Origin of the sequence: Streptomyces sp. NPDC005803 (assembly GCF_040630435.1) — a bacterium.
Lineage (GTDB): Bacteria > Actinomycetota > Actinomycetes > Streptomycetales > Streptomycetaceae > Streptomyces.
In genome coordinates this window covers 1-19,148 of the sequence record NZ_JBEXXO010000045.1, presented here as the reverse complement: position 1 = coordinate 19,148, position 19,148 = coordinate 1, and the positions used below count along the sequence as shown (strand labels likewise).

Sequence of the window (19,148 nt, the reverse complement as noted above, 5' to 3'; positions counted from 1 at the left end):
GTTGCTCAGGCGGGGCCACACGAAGCCGTTACCCCGGGGCCAGAAGGCACCGTCCTAGACATTCGGGTCGCCAACGAGATGTTCGAAGAACTCGTTGAGCAGTCTGAAAAGTCCACCCACAGCGTGCTGGTCGTCCTCGTGTGACCACGGCTCGGCGGGGCGGCCGTCGGGAAAGGCCAGCTCTGCTACCAATGCCCACCACACCAGGTTCCCACCGGATCCCAGCCTGGCAGCCAGCCACTTCTGAAGCCCATTCAGCAGGGCACCTTCAGACGCGACATCGTAGCCAGTGAGGAACCCGGTCACCGACTCAAAGCTGACGCGGGCGACGAACATGCCCGGATTGCTCTTGAAGCTCTCCCAGAACTCCTGGCGCGACCACACCGGCCGCGCCCGACCGCGCCCCCAGGCAGCGGGCACGTGCGACAGATCGGTGCCAGCCCCCCAAACGGAGTACGAGACCGCTTCCGGCCCCACACCAAGAGCCGCGAGAAGACCGCCCACGCGTGTGCCCGAGTCGATTGGCCCACCCTTCCGGGTCCAGACATGCGTTCCGGGAGCATCGCCCTCGTGGTGGGTAACGACGAAATCCGTTCCGTCCAGCACGAAGAACGCCGCCCGAACAGTGCCGTGCCCGTCCCATGAGGTCTCAAGAGCCAGCCTCAGCCGCCGAGCCACCGCCTCCAAGTCCACCGAGAGCAGGGCCAGCGAGATCAGCGGCCAGGCTGCACTCTGGAACATCGAGGCCTGCGAGGCCGGATTGTGCCTGCCCGAAGTTCTGTCGCAGGCTCCCAGTCGCCTTCGGCATCCGGTACGTACATCCGTTCAGTCACAGCGGACAGTCAACCGGTACAGCTCGACCTCGATACGGCTGGCTGTCGGCAGCCTCGCGGTACGCCCGACCGGCTGTTGACGAAACCCATGCCTGAACCAGATGCAAATGTCTCCATGAGCCAGGAACCCGCCATTCTCAAAGCCGTCGATGACGCACCCACGCGCGGCTTCCGGCACTCGGCGGGGGATCAGGTGCCGTACACCTGGAGCTGGGCGATCTGGCCTGCGGGCCAGCCTGTGTTGGCGGTGCAGACGAGTCGCAGGTGACGGGTGGTCGTGGCGGCGGGCAGGGTCAGGGTTGCGGTATTTCCTCTGAGCGGGTCGAAGGCGCAGTCCGTGCTGCCGAGCAGTTGGCCGAAGGAGGTGCCGTCGACACTGCCCTGCACGGCGATGGTCTGCGTGCGCGCGGCCCAGCTGGTGGAGGGCGGCAGGGCAAGGACGATACGGCGGACGCCGGTGGTGCCGCCCAAGTCGACCTGTAGCCATTGGGGGAAGGAGTGGTTGGCGCTCTCCCAGTAGGTGCCCGGATCGCCGTCCACGGCGTTGTTGGCGCTGTACGTCTGGGTATGGCTGCTTTCCGAGGCAGGCCGGCGCAGGGCCAGGTCGCCGGTGGAGGAGGCTGCGGCTGTGGTGACGGTGATGGGGCGGGAGGACGGGGAGACCGAGCCCGCCGAGTCGAGTGCCTGGACGTCGAAGGTGTAGGACGTCGAGGGGGAGAGGCCGGTCACCGTGTACGTGGTGGCGCTCGCCGGGGCGGTGCCGATCGGGACGGTTGTGCCGTCAGTGATCCGGCGGACGCGGTAGCCCGCTACGCCGACATCGTCCGTCGAAGCTGTCCAGGCCAGCGCCACGGTGGTGTCGCTGACGGCGGTGATGTGCGGATTGCCGGGAGCGGTCGGCGGCCGGTTGTCGCCGCTGCCGACCACCGGCGGGGTCGGTCGGGTGGCAGTGAGGGCGAGCAGGCCCTGCAGCATGCGGCCACCGTCGCCGGTCAGACGCAAGTAGTAATCGGAAGAGCAGGCGGTGCCGTCCTCGTCGAGTGCGAGGAAGCCCGATCCCGCCGGTATCCAGTCCTGGGACTCAGCGGTCTTGGCGATCTGGTTGCCCTCGTTGTACTCGTCGAACATGGAGATGTAGACGCTGCGGACCCCGGCCCGGCCCATGTTGTAGAACTGCCGCCACATGAAGTCGCCGTGGGCGCGCTGCCGGTCAGTGACCCCGCCGGGCAGGACACACGGCTGGTAGTCGATGCCGTGCGCGGTGCACTCGGCGAGGTCGGGCACGGTGGCGACGGTGTAGAAGTTGTCGGCGTCCCCCGCATTGCCGATCCGGCCGACCAGCCACGGTGAGAGCATGTCGAAGGCGTGGTAGACACCGGTGAAGCCCGGCCGGGAGTCCCGGTCGCCCGTTCGCCACCAGGTCGGCACGCCACCGATGACGTAACAGCCTTGGGCCTTGAACCAGTTGAGCACGTCGAGGCAGGCTTCCGGGGTGAACGGCCGCTGGGCATCGTTGAAGCCGAATCCCCATAGGCACACCACCGGTTTGCCGTTCTGCCGGGCGTAGGCGGAAGAAGCGGTGTGCGCACGCATCTTGCCGGTCCAGTCGGCCTTGATGTCCGTCTGCATGCTCGTCCAGTCGGACACGTCGTACATGATGTAGAACTTGACGTTCTCAGCCTCCGCTGCGGCGCGTACCTTGCCCGCCATCGCGTCGCGGGTAGGTCCCTCGCCGCCGGTGGGATTGAACCGCTGGAGAGCGGCGGTGTCGATGCCGTACTGCTTCATCCATCGGAAGTGCACGTCGACGGTCGACTGATCGTAGGAGGAGAACAGCGAGGCGGGTCGTCCGTTGCCGAGGTTGCCGAAGGCGGTGGGGTACGTGGTCGGGTAATCGCGGACGTCGGGCCAGGCCACGATGGCGTGGTTGGACGGGGACGGTGTGTCCCCCCAGTTCCGCGCCCAGTGCCACCAGCCGTTGATCGGGGCGCCGTCGCCTGTGCAGGCGAACCAGCCCTGATATCCCACGGTTACTTTGCCGACCACGTCGCCGGAACTGTCGGCCGCGGAGGCCGCGCTCGCGAGTGCGGCCTCCCCGGCCCCGATGGCTCCTGTCAACCCTGCCGCTGTCGCTGCCTGCAAGAACATGCGCCGCGTGAATTCCACCCGGGAGCCCCTTTGATCAGTTGTCCACTTCGCTGCTCAGCGGGCCGTGAGCGGATCGGGCCGGCAGCGCTGCAACTTGACGCGGAGAACTCTATTGACACGAACACGTCACTGCAAGAGGTCGTCATAGGAATGAAAAAAGCCGGGATGTGGTGTGCTCGGATTGACTGTTTCGATCGCCGCGACCCGTTGCGCCAGTCGGCGAGGTCGGCATTCGGGCGGGTGGCGACCCCGTGGAAGAGGTTGTGAACGGGGGCGGAGACCCGGCTGAGGGCCGCACCGCGCCGACGACCAGGACACCCTGGACCTGACCCGCGCGTTCATGAGCCTGCACGTCACCCTCGTCCTGGTCGGCGTCGACATTCCTGGCTCCGGCCTCATGGACGAAGGCCGCCCTGCCGCCCGAAGCAAGGCCGTCGGCCGGTCAACGGATGGCAGCCGACCCAGACCGAAACGCCGCTTTGACCTCGTCGAACTCGACCGCTTCCACTACGACACCCAGAGGAGGCCCCAGCCTGGACCTCTCGCCTCGCCGGCGTCGAGAGCCACCTGCGGCTGCTTTCTTCCGCTCGAAGATGGCTCTGGATGTCGGGCAGAAGCGGGCGGCGATCTGGGCGGATAGGTAGAAGACGCGCAGGAGGCGGTGGTGGTATCGGTGTGGTCGGCGCATGTTGCCGCTGATCCGGCCGGAGTCCCGTGGAACCGGCGCGAGACCGGCGACGCCGGCAAGGCGACCGGCATGCCGAAGGCGTCCATGTCACCGCCGGTGCAGGCGATGAACTCCGCACCGAGGGTCGGGCCCGCGCCCGGCATGCTTACGATGATCTCCGCGTCTCGATGCTCGCGGAAGCAGGCCGCGATGGGCGCATCGGTGCCGGCGATCTCTTCGTCCAGGGCAAGCACCGAGTTCGCCAGGCTGTGCACGACGGCCGCGGCCGTCGTTTCGCCAGTGACGGCTGCGTGCTGGGCTTGTGTCGTGGCGACTGCGGTGTTGGCCATGGTCTGGGCGCCCCGCATCTTGCGGTTCTTCAGCCAGGTCGTCAGCCGGCTCGGACCGACCCGGCGCAGGGCGGCAGGGGTTTGGTAGCCGGTCAGCAGGATCAGCGAGACCCTGGAAGCGGCATTGAGGCCCGTTCCAGCGCGGAGAAGTACTCCAGCGCTTGCGCCCGATGCCGGTTGATGGCGCCGGTCCGCCCGCCGCCAAGTCGTAGCGGCGGGCGGTGAGGTTATCCGAGTCCGCGAGAGTTCCCGCCGGACTGCACCCGGATCAGGACGCGGTCGGCCAGCTCCCGCGGGGACAGACCGGCGTCCAGGAACACCGTGTCGCTGGGCAGCGTGTCGGCGGCGGCTATGCACGGACTGATTTGGTCCTTGCACCAACGGCGAACCTGTTCATCCTGCTCAGGGCTGTCCGGGGTGAAGCTCCGGCCGTCGATCCGAGTCTCCAAAACTTCCCGGGACGCTTTGAGGAAGAAGTGGTGGACGTCGATGCCCGCCCCCTCCAGCGTGCCGAAGATCTCGGTTACGTAGGCAGGGCGGACCAAGGTCATGGGGACCAGGACTGGACGGCGGTATTCCTCCACCAACCCCACCGCCAGGTCGCAGACCTGGCGTCGCCACAACCGAAGATCCTGAAAGTTGCCGGTCGGCACCTCCACGATCTCCCGCAGCACATACCCGACCATCTCCGGGTCATAGACCAGTGCCTCTGGCCAGCGCGGACGCAATTCGTCCACCAGCGTGGTCTTCCCGCTGCCGAAGGCACCGTTTACCCAGACGATCAACGCGACTCTCCCCACCCCGGTGCCGTGCCCGCAGTTGGGCCCAGCATGCCGTGCGGTCTGGTCGGGGCCAAGTCAATGCTCAACCGTTCCTGCAACAGGTCACCCTGTACTGGGAAAACGCGCACCGGAACATGCAAACGGGTCCTCAGCCTGTTCTTCAACCTCCTTCCCTACGCTGACGCTCCTCCTTAATGGGGTGATCATGACGGGCTGATCCGACACACTGGTTCGATGCGGCACGATGATGAACAGCCTTTGTCCGGTGGCAACGTCAGTGATGGTGTCGTTCGCGTCGGGGGCACCGTTCGCCGTCCGGCCGGACCATGGACTCCCGCTGTGCATGCCCTGCTCGCCCACCTGCACGAGGTGGGATTCGGCGCGGCGCCGCGTCCGCTTGGCATTGACGATCAGGGGCGTGAGGTCCTGACCTTCATGCCGGGAGATGTGGTCTGGCCCGACCGGTTCTCGCTGATGGAGCCCGCTCGACAACTGGCTCGCGTGGCACGGCTGATCCGGGACTTCCACGACGCCGTGCAGGACTTCACGCCGCCCTCCGATGCGCGGTGGCAGACGCTGATCCCCGCTGAGGGCGGTGACATCATCGCCCATCACGACCTGGCCCCCTGGAACCTCGTGGTCGCAGGCGAGGCGCGGTGGGCCTTCATCGACTGGGACACCGCAGGTCCCGGCTCGCGCCTGGGGGATGTCGCATACGCCATTCACGGGTTCATCCCGCTGTCCGCGCATCCGGACTGGCAGAGCCCGGACGCGGCGGACCGCCTGCGAGTCTTCGCCGACGCCTACGGTCTCGGTGAGTCCGAGCGGCGTCGGTTGGTCCCTCTACTGGGGCGCCGTACGCGTTCCATGCACGATTTCCTGCGCGACCAGGCAGCCCAAGGAGCCCAACCCTGGGCAAGGCTCTGGGCTGAAGGCCACGGCGACGCCTGGCGAAACGACGCCGAATACATCGAGCAACGCGAAGACCAGTGGATGCGGGCTCTGCTCGCCGGCTGAGGCATCAGTGCCCGTGCCTGGCTCCCGGTGAGGAACGACATCTCGAACTGGATCACTCACCTGGGCATCCGCCGGACATTGAGGCGGTCTTCGTCTGATCATGCGCTCCGATCAAGGTGCACCGATCAAGAGGAAGGCCGTGAGGGTGAGAGTCTGCTGCCTGATACCGATCCCGGAGAAGCGTTCGCGCAAGCCTCCCGCTTCCGGGAGGACTCATTCGACTGCCTGACCGCACGCGGGGACGAACTGGGCGACCTCGTGGACGCGTTGTTGTACGCGGACGGTCCGGTGACCTCGCCGGTGGACCTCACGCTGGTGGCCGAGCACCGCCGCGGACACGGCGCGATGCACGAGGCGCTGAACTGCGGGAACGTGGACGTGCTGCGGCGAGGGCGCAAATCGGTGGTCTCTAGGAGGCGTTACCCCCGGAGGGAACCGTCAGACTTGGAGTCAGATCGCGTGTCCGGTTCCAGAAGTCCGTCCGTCATCGAGCCGCCGGCCAGCAGGGTCGAGGTGTGATCGGGCAGCCGGGACGGCTCGTCTGGGAGGTGGACCACGTACAAGTAGCCGGAGTCGCGGCGGAAGGCGAGGGCACCGACGGGGGCCTCGACCCGAGGGATACCGCTGCATACGAGAACCCCCAGGTTCGGCTCCAGCTCGAACTGATGGTCCGGGGTCCGCCGCTGACACCGCAATCGCTTACATAGGGGTGCCACACCTAGGCCGTGTTTTGGAAGTGACTCCTGTGTTTCGCCTCGTGCCGTGATGATCTCGGTGTGGGGCGCGGGGATCTTTTAGATGATCAGTGGGCGGTGCTGGGGCCGTTGTTGCCGGTTGCGGTGTTGGGCAGGCCAGCCCTCCGTGGGCGCCGGTTGATTGACGGGATCCGTTGGCGGGTGCGGACTGGTGCTCTGTGGCGGGATCTGCCGCCGGAGTACGGTCCGTGGCAGACGGTCTATGGGCTCTTCCGGCGCTGGCAGCGCGATGGCGTCTGGGCGGCGGTTCTGACCAGGCTGCAGGCCCAGGCGGATGCCGCCGGTTTGATCACTTGGGACGTGAACGTCGATTCCACGATCTGCCGGGCCCATCAGCACGCGGCTGGTGCCCGGCGGGACAGCCGAGCCCAGAAGGAACCGCCTGGCGGCAACCTGACCGAACCGGACGATCACGGCCTGGGCCGGTCTCGCGGGGGCTGGACCACGAAGATTCATCTGGCCTGCGAGCAAGGGCAGAAGCCGTTGTCGCTGCTGATCACCGCAGGGCAGCGGGGTGACAGCCCGCAGTTCAGGGCGGTGCTGGAAGCCATCCGGGTTCCCCGTATCGGGCTGGGACGGCCGCGAGTTCGTCCGTTGCGGGTGCGCGGCGATAAGGCGTATTCATGTGCGCGAACCGTGCGTATCTGCGGCGGCGCGGGATCCGCTGCACGATCCCGGAACCGGCTGATCAGGTCGGCCACCGCAAACGCCGGGGAACGGTCGGCGGGCGGCCTCCGGCCTTCGACCGCGAGGACTACAAGGCACGGCACGCGGTCGAGTGCGGCATCAATCGGCTGAAACGGAACCGGGCGGTGGCCACACGGTTCGACAAACTCGCGGTCCGATTCGAGGCGACCGTCCTCATCGCCGCGATTAACGAATGGCTGTGACCTGCCTGAAGTGTCAGCGGCGCGTGTCATCCTGGCTGGGATCAGGTCAGCAGGCTGTGTGAGGGGACAGGGTCGATGGGAGCTGCGTACTACCGGGCCGAGACTGAGAGCGGCGACCACATCGAGGACCCGTCCGAGGACGCACTGTTCATGCTGATCGACGACCTCAACAGCTCGGACAACACCTTCGTCGTCATCCAGCCCGACGAAGACGATCCGGTCTGGTTCACCTCGGTCGCCGTCCTGGACGAAGGCGGCTACGAGGTCGTCCGCCGCGACACCACCCGCCGCGAACACGATGTCGTCACCGAGACGAGCATCGATCGGATCGCCCGCGACCTCAGGATCTGGTTGGCTGCCCGCAGTATCAGCGCTCGCTGACCCCGATCTCACCGCGGCGTCGAACATCTGCGGCTTGTTCCCGTGTTGCCGCAGCCTCCGCCCTGGCTCTGTCCCGGTCCTCCTCGAAGTTCAGTACACAGGCCAACGCGTCCAAGGCCCCAGCGATCCTCTCTCGCCAGTCAGCGAACTCGACGAAATCCCCATCGGACGGCTTCTGCGACTTCACTGAGCGGAGAAGGCGCAGGGCGTCCTTGAGCGCGGGGTCAACCACCAGGCTTCCTTCAACGGGTACGCAGTCGACTCCATCGTGCACTAATTCCAAAACACGGCTTAGCGCCGGCCCGGATTGTGTCCCCCAGGCCACCTGCCCGAGGCGCAGCGAGAAGTCCGGCTTCCCGGTCAGGTCGATGACTCCGGGCCCGGCGATGAGGTAGGGATACGGTTTGACCAGCCCGGTCCTGCGGCCGGGCGCCCACACCCCGACCCCCGAGATTTTCCCACCCGACCCAGATGAAGTCGCCGATGACGGACGGGTATTGCGTGACGAGGTCCCATGCGCGGGCGATGTCTCCTGGCATGGTCTCGCTGCCGACGATCACGCGGTCGGGGTATGCCTTCACGTCGCGCTTGCACCGCGCCGGCCCGTAGTTGTAGCCGGCGATATCCACCTCGGCGAACGCGTCGCGTGTCGCACGGTCGGCGATGGGGAGCCGCGAGACGACGTCCATCATGCGCCCGATCTGGTTGACCATGCGATTGGCTTCCGTGCTGCCAGGCCCCTGCTTGTTGTGTGGAGACCCCTCCGGAGTTCCGGATCCTCAAGGCGAACGGCTTCAACGCTGTCCGGTCGGCGCACCACCCGATGTCACGTCACCTGCTCGACGCGAGGGCAAGGCCGTCTGCGCCTGCCGTGGACTCGGTCGTTGGCGGGCACCGAACCGCAGCGAAGAGCTCAAGGCACCATGGCGGTCCTCAGCGCGTCCGTCAGCAGAAACGCCGCGAGAGCGACGAAGGTGACGCCGGCAACCAGGTTCACCACTGCAGCCGTGCGGCGGCCTTGCGCGAGACCCTGGCCCAGCCGGCCGGCGCACAGGCCGATCATGCTGTCCCAGACAAGGCCCATCATCAGGAAGATCAGGCCGAGGATGAGCAACTGCAGCCAGAGGTGCCCGCGTTCGGGGGTGGTGAACCGCGGCAGGAACGCGGCGAAGAAGAGCACTGTCTTCGGATTGAGCAGATTGGTGAGGGCGGCGCGGCGCAGGACCTGACGCTCGGGGGGCGTCTCGGGAGCCTTCACTGTGGTGTTCCTGGCCGATCGGATCGTGGTGACTGCCAACCATCCGAGGTAGAGGCCACCGGCCAGTTCCACGAGGAGCAGCACAGTCGGTGCCGAGCGCAGCAGGACCGCGAGACCGAGCGCCGCCGCCGTCACATGGACGACCATTCCCACGGCCATTCCCGCGGCGGAGGCTAGACCCGCTCGTGGACCGCGTTCGAGGGCGACGGCCACGATGTACGCGGCGTCAGGTCCCGGAGCGACAGTGATGATGCCGACCGCTGCCAGGTAGGCCGGCAGGAGAGTGAGATCCAGCATGGCGGCCTTCCGCGTCCGTAGGGTGTAACGCATAGGAGTGCTTCAATATGTTACTGCCTCAGGATGGCCGCTGCAACGCGAAGGAAACCCCTAACGCGTTACGATCGAATGTATGGCAGTGACGATCACGGAAATCTCTCTCGACACGCTGACGGAACTCGTCAACGGATGGGGCACGCTGCCGCGCCAGGAGGACGGCAGAGGGGATGCCCCTCACCGTCCCGTTGCGGACATCGCGGCGCGCCTCGGCCTGCCCGCGCACGTGAGCGCCGCGCTCACTCCGCAGGCGCTCGCCCACGCTGCCGATCGCCTCCACGCGGTCTTCCGCGCCGACGCCGGGGCGGCGTGCGCCCAGGGCCTGTCGCGGCTGTTGACCGACAGCGGCGTTCGCCCCGCCGTGGAGACGGGAGCCGATGGCGGTCTGCGCGCCGTGTGGAGCGTCGACCACGCCGATCACGCCTTGGTTGCGGCGGCCGCGACCACTCTGCGTCAGTACCTCGCCGATCGCGGGTTCACGCGTATCGGTGTCTGCGCCGGCGGCCACTGTGCCGACGTCTACATCGACCAGTCCCCTGCGGGCCGACGCCGCTTCTGCTCGGTGACCTGTCAGAACCGCACACGTGTGGCGGCATTTCGCAGTCGCAGGGCGGCCGGTGTCGACAGCTAAAGCGTGTGGACGTCTCAGCCTCGTGGGTCTCAACACCACGGCGATCACCGAGGAGCTCATCGCCCGGCGGCGGGGCCACTCCACGGTGCTGGAGAGCGGTCACACCGTAGTGCTCGGCTGGGCGGACCAGATCTTCACCGTGGTGGCCGAGCTCGTCACGGCACACGCCGACCGGCACCGAAGCGGCAACGGGAGTAGTCGATGCGGGCACTTGGGTTGACCCGCCGTGCCCCGGGTCGATGCTCAGGCGAGTGCCTGAAGACCGACCGGCCACACCAGCGTGGTGGCTGCCCAGGTGAAACCTGCGCCGAAAGAGGTCACGAGGACTCGTTGCCCGGCTTCGAGCTGCCCGCCGCTCGCGCAGTGGCTCAGTAGCAGGGGGATCGAGGCCGCCGAGGTGTTGCCGACGTGTGCGATGTTGGACGGAACGCGCTCCGGTGGGAGGCCCAGCTTGTTGGCCACGGCTGCGCTGATGCGTGCATTGGCCTGGTGGATGATCAGTCTGTCGATGTCCTGGACGAGCCATCCGGCTGCGGTAGCTGATTCGTGGGTCACGGCGGTGATCCGGCGCACCGCGTGACGGAATACCTCGCTGCCCTTTATGTGTACGTACCGTTTTTGCGGGTCGCCGGTCGTGTGTGAGGGTCGGCGGGACCCTCCGTCGGGGATGTGGATGGCGTCTGCGTGGTCGCCGTCGCTGCCCCACGCGGCTGGTCCGAGGACTCCCGGTTCGTCGGCGCGCCCGGTGGTGAGGACGACTGCGCCTGCACCGTCTCCGAAGATCGGCGCGGTGGATCGGTCGGCGGGGTCGATGACGGCTGACATCTTCTCCGCTCCGATGACCAGAACGGTGATGGCGGATCCCGCGTGGATGAGTCCGGCTGCGACGGTCGTCGCGTAGACGAACCCTGAGCAGCCGGCACCGATGTCGAAGGCGGGGACCTGACGCAGGCCGAGGCGGTGGGCCACCAGCGGTGCCGTGCCGGGAACGTGATGGTCCGGAGTGCTGGTCGCCAGGACGACAGCGTCGACGTGTCGGACCTTCGCCGAGTTCATCGCCCGTAGCCCTGCCTCTACCGCGAGGTCACTGGTGGCCGTCGCTGGGTCGGCGACATGCCGCTCGGCGATGCCGATACGGGTGCGGATCCACTCATCTGTGGTGTCCAGGCGTGAAGCCAGGTCGGCGTTGCTCACCTTGCGCGGGGGCAGGTAGGCGCCCAGGCCGATGAGTCGTGAGGCGTGTTCCGCCGAGGGGGGCGTGGGTTTGCGTCCGAAAATCAAGGGATTCGTCGCTTCTGTGCCTGCTGATGGGCGTCGCCGAAGGCGGGGGCGTCGCCTTCGGGGCCGGAGGCCCGGTCGCTCCGGTGATACCGGGGCACGGTTACGCCTGCGGTACGGCGCGCGTGCGGTCCGATTGCGGGTGGGGATCCTGCTCGCCCGGCTTCCGCTTGCCGGAGCGTGGTGCTGCTCGTCGGGCCACCAGGCCGGCCAGGTCGGCCACGGTGACTGCCTGCGCCAGCTCGGGCTCGGTGATCACGATGCCCATAAGGTCCTCGAGCGTCATCGACAGCACAGCAACGGCCAAGGAGTCGATGCCGGCTTGCTCCTGGGTGGCCCGGGGGGTGATCGGTGCAGCCGGCAGGCCTCCCTGTCGGACCAGGATGTCTTTGATGAGCCCGAAATCGATCACGGATGCGGCATCGATTTCGGCGCCATGTACCGGAAGGGCCACGCCGGTGTGGAGCGACGGACCCGGCACCTCGTCCGCCTGCGGGAGTTCGTCCACGGCGTCGCGGAAGAGGCGGGGCAGTTGGTCCAGCCCGGGGAGAGCGGCGTCGGTGACGAAGCAGATGCTCGTGACGTCGTTGTAGCTGCAGGCCACGATCGAGGCGGGCTGGTGCCTCGGGAGCCAGTTGAACGGCTGGATGTGGGTGACGGGGTCCGCTTTGTAGCGGAGGGGCCGGTGGATGGCGAGGTAGGAGGTGGTGATGGCAGACCGGTCGGAGGTGGTCATCCGGGTCGCCAGAGCCTGGAAGATGCGTGCGGGCAAGAAGTCCATCAGAGAACGCATGGCAGTGCGGCGGCTCGCGTCCTTCGCGGAGCGGGTGGCGGCGATGACGTGGTCGAGCCGGCCTTCAGCTGTCGGCTCGTGGCAGGGGAGGGGCATGGGGGCGAAGCCGATGTAGTTCCCGGGCCGGTCCTGTTCCTCGGGGCGGCGCAGATTGACCATCGTGATGGCCGGCAGCGGCCTGTCGCCACCTCGGGGCCAGGACTGGGACGTCCACGTGCGCAGAGCTCCGCCGAGGGCTGCCAGGAAACCGTCGTTCGTGTCACCGCCGCGGGCGGTGGCGGCTTGCCGCAATTGTTGCGTGGGTACGCGCGTCCAGCTGATGGCGCGGCTGCCGGTGAGGGGCAGCGCGGAGTCGTTCCATACGTCGTGGGTGGCGCTTGCGGAGAGCATGTCGCGCGCGGTGCCGAGGTAGGCTCCGGCCCCTGCCCGGGGCGCGGGCTGCTGGGCCGGCGCGGCCACTGTGCCGAACAGCGTGGTGAGCGTACCGACCATTCCCATGCCGTCCTGGGTGCTGTGGTGCGCGCGCAGGCAGATGGAGTACCGGCCGGGCTCGTATCCAGCGAGCAGCCAGATGTCCCACAGGGGACCCGCTTCGGGCAACGGACGTGCGACGAGGTCGGTCAGGGCCGCCTCGAGGTGCTGCTCACGTGAGGCGCAGAGCTGTTCGCGGACTCGGATGCTCAGGTCGGGTGAAGGGTCGTGGTACCAGCGGGCTTTGAGCCCGAGGCCGCGGAGGTAGTGGGTCAGGCGCGGCTCGTGCTCCAGGTGGGAGGCGACATGGCGGCGGAGTTCGTCGAGAGGAGGAGCGCTTCCGTCCAGGTGGAGGACGACTCCGATCGTCTGGGCGACCGAGGGATGGGCCTGAGCCATGGCGTGCATGGTCAAGTCCATGGAGGTGGGACGCAGGGGCACGGTCACGGTCTTCTCCGCTGTGGTGGGTTGGGGTGGGGAGACAACAGGGGGTGTCGGCCGGCTCGCGTCGCTCCCCGAGAAGGCGGTCACGTCAGGCTTCCGTCCGCGGCATGTCACGCCTCTCCGGAGTCTGGCGATGAGGCGGCGGTGCCGGATGGCGGGTGGGCGAGGTCGGTGTCGAGGGGGCGCGAGCAGGAGGGCGCGACGGGGTTGCCCGCTGTGGTGGCAGGCTCCGTACCGAGGTGTCTGCGGGGCGGCACGATGACGCCTGAATGCCGGATGCGTCGGGTGAGGTGGCCCAGGGCGAGGAGGGTGAACGCGTCGGTCAGCAAAGGGACGTGGTACGGGAAGGGGCGCGGGCCGAGCATGTCGGGGACGGAGCTGACGCCCCCGTCGGAACGCTGTTGAGCGAGCAGATAGCGCGCGGCGCGCACAGCGGGAGCAGGGTCGGCCTGCCCGAGCAGGATGATCAAGGCGTACGCGGTGCTGATGGCATCGCTCGGGGCGCCGTTCCGCTGTCCGAAGCCGCCGTCCTCGTTCTGCGAGGCCTGCACAAGGCCGATGATCCGGCGGTTCATGTCGTGGACGACCGGAGGGAACTGCCGGGAACCGGGGTGAGCGGCGAGATACGCCCGGAACGGGGTGTGCAGGCAGCTGCCACTCCAGCCCGGAGGAAAGGACCCGTCAGACTTCTGGCAGTCGGCGAGAAACCGCAGAGCAGGCTGGACGACGTCATCGTGGCGGCCCTGGGTACTGAGCGCGTTGACCGCGGCGGCGGTCATGCACGCCTCGGAGGGAGTGCCCGCTCCGTAAGTGGGGAATCCGCCGTCGGCGCCACGAACCGCGATCAGGGAGTCCACGGCGTACCGGATCGGGTCGCGGTAGGTGTCCGCGTCGAGTTCATGCAGGAATTCGACAGCGACGGTGGTGCAGTCCGTGTCGGTGAGCTGAGCACCATCGGTATAGGACCAACCGCCGTTGGCATGCTGAACGCGCACGAGGTGCCCAGCGATGTGGTGCAGTACCTCGTGCGGCGCGCCGGAGCTGCACAGGGCAAGGCCCGCGATGACGGTGCACCAGGTATCGGTGTCCGTGACGAAGGGCAGACCGCCGTCCTCCCGCTGGTGCATGAACGTGGTGCGCAGACCGGCGTCGACGACGCCTTCCATGCCGGGTACGTTCACCAGGGCATGGAGAACCGACAGGTGAACGAGAAGGTTGCCCTCCCACACCGTTCCCGGGCGCTGCGTGGACACCAGCAGGGTGACATCGTCCCGGCCGACCGGGGCCCTGCCCCCCGCCAGGATCGCTTTCACGGCAACGGCCTGCACGGCAGCCCACGGATGCAGAGCGCTCACGTCGAAGGCGTGTGAGTCGACGTTGTCAGGTGCGTCCCCTACGCCGAGCATCCTGAAGATGGCGCGCACCAAAGCACGTTTGCGAGTTCCTGCGAACTCCGGCACGCGGCTGACGACACCTTCGAGAACCTGCCGCTGCCACAGATGCCCGGTACCACGGCCCAGAGCGGCAGAGGCCACGGCCGCGTCCATCAGACCTCCACCGCCGCGGTGGCCCTCCAGGTAGCGCACCATGCGGTCACGGTCATCTGGACGGACGTGGCATGACCCGGACCGCTGCACCAAGGCCAGGGCCAGTGCGGATTCAAGAACCCGGCTTCGACAGGTGTCACGCACGGCACCGTCCGCTCCCACCCGGTTCAGCACATACGCCATGAGACGGCTGTGTCCGGCGGACAGCGATGCCGGGAAATACGACGACGGCCAGGCTGGGGGAAGCTGGTCGACAGCAAGGGGTCTCATCGGGGGCACAGTCCTTGAGGGCACGGCAAGCGCAGTGACGTGCGAATCGGTGGGGGCGAGGGCGAACGGGAGCAATCACATCGACCGGCGGTTGAGCGACCAACGGGCCTCGAAGCGATCGGTGACACCAAGCCAATACAGCGTTGCGGCCACGAACGACCCGAGGGTGTTCACGAAGCTCCGCACCCTGTCCCGCTCGGTTCCGGGAGCGGCCATCGCGGTCAACGAAGCGGCAAGAGCGTGGAAATCCTCGAGCCGACGGTCCCGCATCCGCGTCACCTGCTCTCGTGCCGAGCGCGGAGAGCAAGCGCGTTCACGGCTCAGCACGGTCACCAGGTTGTCGCGGTCCTCCCGCAGGTCGTCCTCGGCCGAGACCAGGTCATTGGTCCAGCCGGCTACATCGGCCGCAGCCAGCCGCAACGCACTCATGAGGTCCACTCCACCGGGGAGTCCGGGCCACGGTGCGCGGGCAGTACATTCCAGTACGTCTGCCATGGGCAGCGCGGTAATCGTCCTGCGGCGCCGCAGGACGTAGTCACCGAGCCCCAGCCGGCCCCGCTCCGTGCGGTCGGCGGCCTCCTCGCGTGTCGCCAGGGCGAAATCGCGGTAGTCGGCGACGAACCGTTCCCGCCACTGGAGGGGCATCCGAGGGGCTGTACGCCACCACAGGTCGTCCAGGGCATGCTCGGCCCCGCTGGACGGCCTGGCCGCCCGGCCGCAGAGCACGCCCAACAGCCCGTCGAACACAGCCCCGGCCTCTTCCGGCCGGACATCGACCGGACGGCGGTCGAACCGGTCGTCGACCAGGCAGATGAAGGCAGCCCACTGAGCCGTCAGTTCCAGGTCCCGGGCGCTCGCCCCGGGCACGGCCACGCAGGCGAATTCACCCAATCGCATGGCAGCCAGGCGCTTCTCCTCAACAGCGTCGGTGACCAGGCCCAGATCTCGCGCCCACACCAACACTGCGGCCCCGGCCTGTTCAGCCCGGGCGTCACCCGGCGGCCGAGGACGGGTAACACCGACGTCGGATTCACCCGGCATCAGATCAGCCCAGATCCGGGACCACATCGACACGAGCGGCGACCGTGGCCAGACTGCTCCCAGCGGGAACAGGCGAGGCACCGTACGCCCGGGAGAACACCGCCGCACCGTCCTGCGTCAGCATCGTGTCGAACGGTTCGGCGACGACTGCACCGGGCGAGCTCAAGGACGGCATGGTGACCGTCATCTTCGTCATGTCGAGTTCGTAGGTGGAGAGATCAACCGGCTGCGGTGCCTCACCTGCGACCGAAGCATCTGCCGACAGGGTTCGCCGCGCCAGGTCACCGTGGGCCCCGGTGAAGCTCAGGCTGCGCCCGTCCGAGGCCCTGGTGAAGGTCATGGCGCCCTCGGTGGTCCAGGCCCCTTCCGTCAAGTCCAGACTGATCTTGCCCTTGATCGGCCACTGCACGCACGGGGCAGGCCCTGAGGAATCGAGCACGGCCGGAGCGGCAGCTGACACCACGACGCCGTCCGCCGCCAGGTGCTGAGCAGCCGCAGAAGAAGGGCACCAGGTCACCACCCCGGCCATGGGCATTACGGGTCCTGCTGCCACAGCGCCGGACACGGCAAGGGTGGACAGGGAAGCCAGAAGAGTGGTGATCACAGCACGACGCCGCATGGGCAAGCCTTCCGTTGCAGAGACGCCACAATTGCCTGGAATCATGCGAAGACTGGATGGATGAACGTTTTAGCACGAGAAGTTCACCTGAAGGCGTGAGGCAGTGACGCCACCGCAGACCGCCCTGATGAGGGCGTCCGCGCAGGAAAAAACTGTCCGGCGGATCAAGTGATTACTAGGATCCAGGGGTGTCCGTTCCCTGTGGGTCAGCGCCGGGGGCTGGGTGGATGCGACAGTGGTGAGCGGTGCGGATCCGGTGCTTCCCGCAGCGGATGGCGAATGGGGGGCCTGTGGGGAGTCGACGGCTGCATGGATATCTCGGGGCAGCGGTGGCTCTGCTTCTGGCGATATCCGCTGCCATGCTTCTGGGCAGGTCGTGGACCGCATGTGACGTGGGAGTGAACAACGCGGCCAACAGCGGTTTCCTGCTTTGGCTGTTCATCCCGGGCCTCTGGACGGTCCTGGTGCTGGTCTGGGTTGCGGTGGGCGCCCTTCTCGGGAACCGTCCCCTTCTCCATGCCTTTGCCCTCGCGGTGACGCTCCTCGGTGTTGTCTGGTGCGTTGTCTCGCTCTTCTGGGAGGGCCTCGCCACTCCTCCGTGCCCCAGCGGCGTGCCCCAGTGGTGGCCGAACTTCATCCCCGCCCCGGGACTCTGAGGGGTGGAGCCGCTCGACGGCGTCGGGCCGCCCGTGCAGGCTGTTCCCGCCGCGGACGACTACGCCACGGCGAAGCACTGGTACGAGGTACCCCAGGCACAGGGAATCGAGGGCGTGTTGCAGGCAGCGTGTGGAGTTGACCGATTGACCCTCGCCACCTCGTCACACCCAGTTCTGGGGCATGACGTCACGGCCAGTGGCAGAGAGCGTTCCGCACCAGTTGTGTCTGGGTCGCCTGTTGTTGCGAGGTTCAGGGTCGGTCGAGGCGAGTGATGCCCCGGCCCGGGTCCTCCGGCCGATCTCCACGTCGACGTCGGCACCCTCGGGAAGGTAGGTGTCGACGTGCGAGCCCCGCCCGACTCGCGTCCGGGCCGCGTCAGCTCGGAGGTTTGCCTGACGCTGGCCTGATCACGGGGCGGCCCGTGGACCGAGTGACTACGCTGACCGCTTTCACGCTTCGGAGGTTCGGTTGGTACGGCAAAGTGCGCTCGGGCAGGACTTCCGGCGGTTCTGGGTTGCTTACGCGGTCAGCGCGGCGGGTAGCGCCGTCGGCATGGGGGCGTTGCCGCTGGTCGCCCTGCTGGTCCTGGATTCCTCTGCTCTTCAGGTCTCTGTGCTCGCTGCGTTGTCCGCGGTGGCCAGCGGAGTGATTGTTCTGCCGCTCGGGGTGCGCATCGAGCACCAGTACAAGCGGCCGGTCATGATCACCGCAGATCTGGTCCGCTGCGCGGTTCTGGCGAGCATTCCGATCGCCATGGCTTTCGACGGACTCACCTTCGCTCAGCTGTGTGCGGTCGGCGTTCTCCAGACAGCGGCGTCTGTCGCCTTCGACGCGGCGAGCGGGGCGCACTTGAAGGCACTCGTTCTGCCCGAGCATCGCCTTCGTGCCAACAGCATGCTCGAGACGACCAACTGGATCACCGTCAGTGCCGGCCCGCCCGTGGGCGGGCTACTGATCGGCGTGCTGGGCGCGGCCGCGACGCTGGTGGTCGATGCTCTGTCCTTCCTCGGGTCGGCGCTTGGGATCCGTCGCATCCGTGAGCCTGAACCCACGCCGCCGAAACGCTCCGCCACCTCTCACCTGGGCGCTGACATCGCTGCCGGTTGGCAGTACCTCCTGCGGCACCCAGGACTGCGGCCGTTGTTCTTCAACGCGCTTCTTTTCGGCGGATCCATCATGATGACGTCACCGCTGATGGCCGTCCTCATGCTGGATGATCTCGGCCTGGCACCGTGGCAGTACGGACTCGCCTTGGGACTGCCGTGCCTGGGCGGCGTATTGGGCTCGCGCCTGACCCCACTGCTCACCCGGCGATTCGGACAACGTCGCATTCTGCTGCTGTCCGGTGTCGCACGCACACTCTGGACAATCCTTCTGCCGCTGACGCCCTCCGGTGCCCTCGGCGTGGTCATCATCGTGGCCGCCGACTTCGGCCTGCTCTTCTCAGCCGGCGTCTTCGGCCCTTCGTTCACCACGTACCGCATGGCTGCCACCCCGGACGCGTTCATGTCCCGCGTCGGCACCTCCTGGTCCGTCGGCTCCAAGACCTGCCAAGCCGTCTTCATGATCGCCGGTGGTCTGATCGCCGCCGCGACAGGGGTGCGTGCCGCTCTGCTCATCGCCGGCCTGCTGTGCATGGCAAGCGCGCTGCTTCTGCCGTGGCGCAAGGCGGGCATCTCTACCGGGCTTGTCCCAGCGCCGGCGACGGAAGCGACCGCGTCCCCGACTACGGATAGTTCCTCCGCCTAAGGGCTGTCCCGTAATCCCTGGCGGGCGCACGACGACAGCTACGGAACCTCGCCGCGTTGTCGGAACGCCCGCATACATCCAGTATGCGGACGCTCCTCCGCCTTGCGATGCACCGCATCTGACGCCGCGCGCTGATCCACCAGGGATTACGGGACAGCCCTTAGCTTGATCTTTAACCTCAGGGCCCGAACGATCTCTCGTACTTGATCACTCGGACTGGTAACTGCGGTGCAC

General features: G+C 67.4%; 17 protein-coding genes and 2 pseudogenes. 7 read left to right on the top strand and 12 right to left on the bottom strand.

From position 1 onward, the window contains the following. Nucleotides 1-54 precede the first annotated feature (54 nt). From ABZ454_RS36975 to ABZ454_RS36960, 4 genes and pseudogenes are all read right to left on the bottom strand, one after another. Nucleotides 55-741 (bottom strand): hypothetical protein, encoded by a 687-nt coding sequence (locus ABZ454_RS36975; protein ID WP_359543878.1) that lies wholly within the window; start codon nucleotides 739-741, stop codon nucleotides 55-57. A 281-nt stretch (nucleotides 742-1,022) separates the two neighbouring features. Beyond that, entirely contained in the window at nucleotides 1,023-2,999 is a 1,977-nt protein-coding gene (locus ABZ454_RS36970; RefSeq protein ID WP_359543877.1) for a discoidin domain-containing protein, read from the bottom strand. A 559-nt stretch (nucleotides 3,000-3,558) separates the two neighbouring features. After that, nucleotides 3,559-4,115 (bottom strand): annotated as a pseudogene (locus ABZ454_RS36965) (transposase); the annotation flags it as partial. Nucleotides 4,116-4,225: 110 nt separating this feature from the next. Then, nucleotides 4,226-4,783: an AAA family ATPase gene (locus ABZ454_RS36960; RefSeq protein ID WP_359543876.1), complete on the bottom strand. Its 558-nt coding sequence runs from the start codon at nucleotides 4,781-4,783 to the stop codon at nucleotides 4,226-4,228. A gap of 231 nt (nucleotides 4,784-5,014) precedes the next feature. Here ABZ454_RS36960 and ABZ454_RS36955 point away from each other — a divergent pair, with 231 nt between their 5' ends. The 4 genes and pseudogenes from ABZ454_RS36955 to ABZ454_RS36940 all read left to right on the top strand — a co-directional run bounded on the left by ABZ454_RS36955 (nucleotide 5,015) and on the right by ABZ454_RS36940 (nucleotide 7,823). Further along, nucleotides 5,015-5,797 carry an aminoglycoside phosphotransferase family protein gene (locus ABZ454_RS36955; RefSeq protein WP_359543875.1) on the top strand — a complete coding sequence of 261 codons (783 nt, stop codon included), beginning with the start codon at nucleotides 5,015-5,017 and terminating at the stop codon, nucleotides 5,795-5,797. Nucleotides 5,798-5,953: 156 nt separating this feature from the next. After that, nucleotides 5,954-6,184, top strand: a pseudogene (locus ABZ454_RS36950) (transposase); the annotation flags it as partial. A 389-nt stretch (nucleotides 6,185-6,573) separates the two neighbouring features. Continuing rightward, nucleotides 6,574-7,442, top strand: a protein-coding gene (locus ABZ454_RS36945) for an IS5 family transposase (protein WP_359543874.1) whose coding sequence is annotated in 2 segments (ribosomal slippage) — nucleotides 6,574-7,180 and nucleotides 7,180-7,442 — 870 coding nt in all. Because the reading frame shifts where the segments join, the coding sequence is not laid out codon by codon here. 75 nt (nucleotides 7,443-7,517) lie between these two features. Next, nucleotides 7,518-7,823 carry a hypothetical protein gene (locus ABZ454_RS36940; RefSeq protein WP_359543873.1) on the top strand — a complete coding sequence of 102 codons (306 nt, stop codon included), beginning with the start codon at nucleotides 7,518-7,520 and terminating at the stop codon, nucleotides 7,821-7,823. Here the strand turns inward: ABZ454_RS36940 and ABZ454_RS36935 are convergent. The 3 genes from ABZ454_RS36935 to ABZ454_RS36925 form a co-directional block, all read right to left on the bottom strand. Further along, on the bottom strand, nucleotides 7,810-8,055 hold the full coding sequence (locus ABZ454_RS36935) for a hypothetical protein (RefSeq protein ID WP_359543872.1): 246 nt from the start codon (nucleotides 8,053-8,055) through the stop codon (nucleotides 7,810-7,812). The genes ABZ454_RS36940 and ABZ454_RS36935 overlap by 14 nt on opposite strands. Nucleotides 8,056-8,065: 10 nt before the next feature. Beyond that, nucleotides 8,066-8,536, bottom strand: coding sequence for a hypothetical protein (locus ABZ454_RS36930; protein WP_359543871.1), 471 nt, complete (start codon nucleotides 8,534-8,536; stop codon nucleotides 8,066-8,068). A gap of 200 nt (nucleotides 8,537-8,736) precedes the next feature. Next, nucleotides 8,737-9,378: a LysE family translocator gene (locus ABZ454_RS36925; RefSeq protein WP_359543870.1), complete on the bottom strand. Its 642-nt coding sequence runs from the start codon at nucleotides 9,376-9,378 to the stop codon at nucleotides 8,737-8,739. A 112-nt stretch (nucleotides 9,379-9,490) separates the two neighbouring features. On the opposite strand from ABZ454_RS36925, the gene ABZ454_RS36920 reads away from it, so the two are divergent. Both ABZ454_RS36920 and ABZ454_RS36915 read left to right on the top strand, forming a co-directional pair. Then, the gene (locus ABZ454_RS36920) at nucleotides 9,491-10,045 is read left to right on the top strand and encodes a CGNR zinc finger domain-containing protein (RefSeq protein ID WP_359543869.1); all 555 of its coding nucleotides are present in this window, start codon (nucleotides 9,491-9,493) and stop codon (nucleotides 10,043-10,045) included. A gap of 22 nt (nucleotides 10,046-10,067) precedes the next feature. Next, nucleotides 10,068-10,265 carry a hypothetical protein gene (locus tag ABZ454_RS36915; protein WP_359543868.1) on the top strand — a complete coding sequence of 66 codons (198 nt, stop codon included), beginning with the start codon at nucleotides 10,068-10,070 and terminating at the stop codon, nucleotides 10,263-10,265. Between the two features lie 23 nt (nucleotides 10,266-10,288). Here ABZ454_RS36915 and ABZ454_RS36910 read toward each other — a convergent pair whose 3' ends face one another. The 5 genes from ABZ454_RS36910 to ABZ454_RS36890 form a co-directional block, all read right to left on the bottom strand. After that, nucleotides 10,289-11,326, bottom strand: a complete 1,038-nt coding sequence (locus ABZ454_RS36910) for a beta-ketoacyl-ACP synthase III (protein WP_359543867.1) — start codon at nucleotides 11,324-11,326, stop codon at nucleotides 10,289-10,291. Nucleotides 11,327-11,426: 100 nt separating this feature from the next. Further along, entirely contained in the window at nucleotides 11,427-13,034 is a 1,608-nt protein-coding gene (locus tag ABZ454_RS36905) for a wax ester/triacylglycerol synthase domain-containing protein (RefSeq protein ID WP_359543866.1), read from the bottom strand. Nucleotides 13,035-13,141: 107 nt separating this feature from the next. Further along, entirely contained in the window at nucleotides 13,142-14,620 is a 1,479-nt protein-coding gene (locus ABZ454_RS36900) for a prenyltransferase/squalene oxidase repeat-containing protein (protein WP_359543865.1), read from the bottom strand. 303 nt (nucleotides 14,621-14,923) lie between these two features. Further along, nucleotides 14,924-15,916 carry a hypothetical protein gene (locus ABZ454_RS36895; protein ID WP_359543892.1) on the bottom strand — a complete coding sequence of 331 codons (993 nt, stop codon included), beginning with the start codon at nucleotides 15,914-15,916 and terminating at the stop codon, nucleotides 14,924-14,926. Next, nucleotides 15,894-16,418, bottom strand: coding sequence for a hypothetical protein (locus tag ABZ454_RS36890; RefSeq protein ID WP_359543864.1), 525 nt, complete (start codon nucleotides 16,416-16,418; stop codon nucleotides 15,894-15,896). The genes ABZ454_RS36895 and ABZ454_RS36890 overlap by 23 nt, the downstream gene beginning before the upstream one ends. A gap of 1,215 nt (nucleotides 16,419-17,633) precedes the next feature. Here ABZ454_RS36890 and ABZ454_RS36885 point away from each other — a divergent pair. Further along, nucleotides 17,634-18,914 carry an MFS transporter gene (locus ABZ454_RS36885; RefSeq protein WP_359543863.1) on the top strand — a complete coding sequence of 427 codons (1,281 nt, stop codon included), beginning with the start codon at nucleotides 17,634-17,636 and terminating at the stop codon, nucleotides 18,912-18,914. The last annotated feature ends 234 nt before the right edge of the window (nucleotides 18,915-19,148 follow it).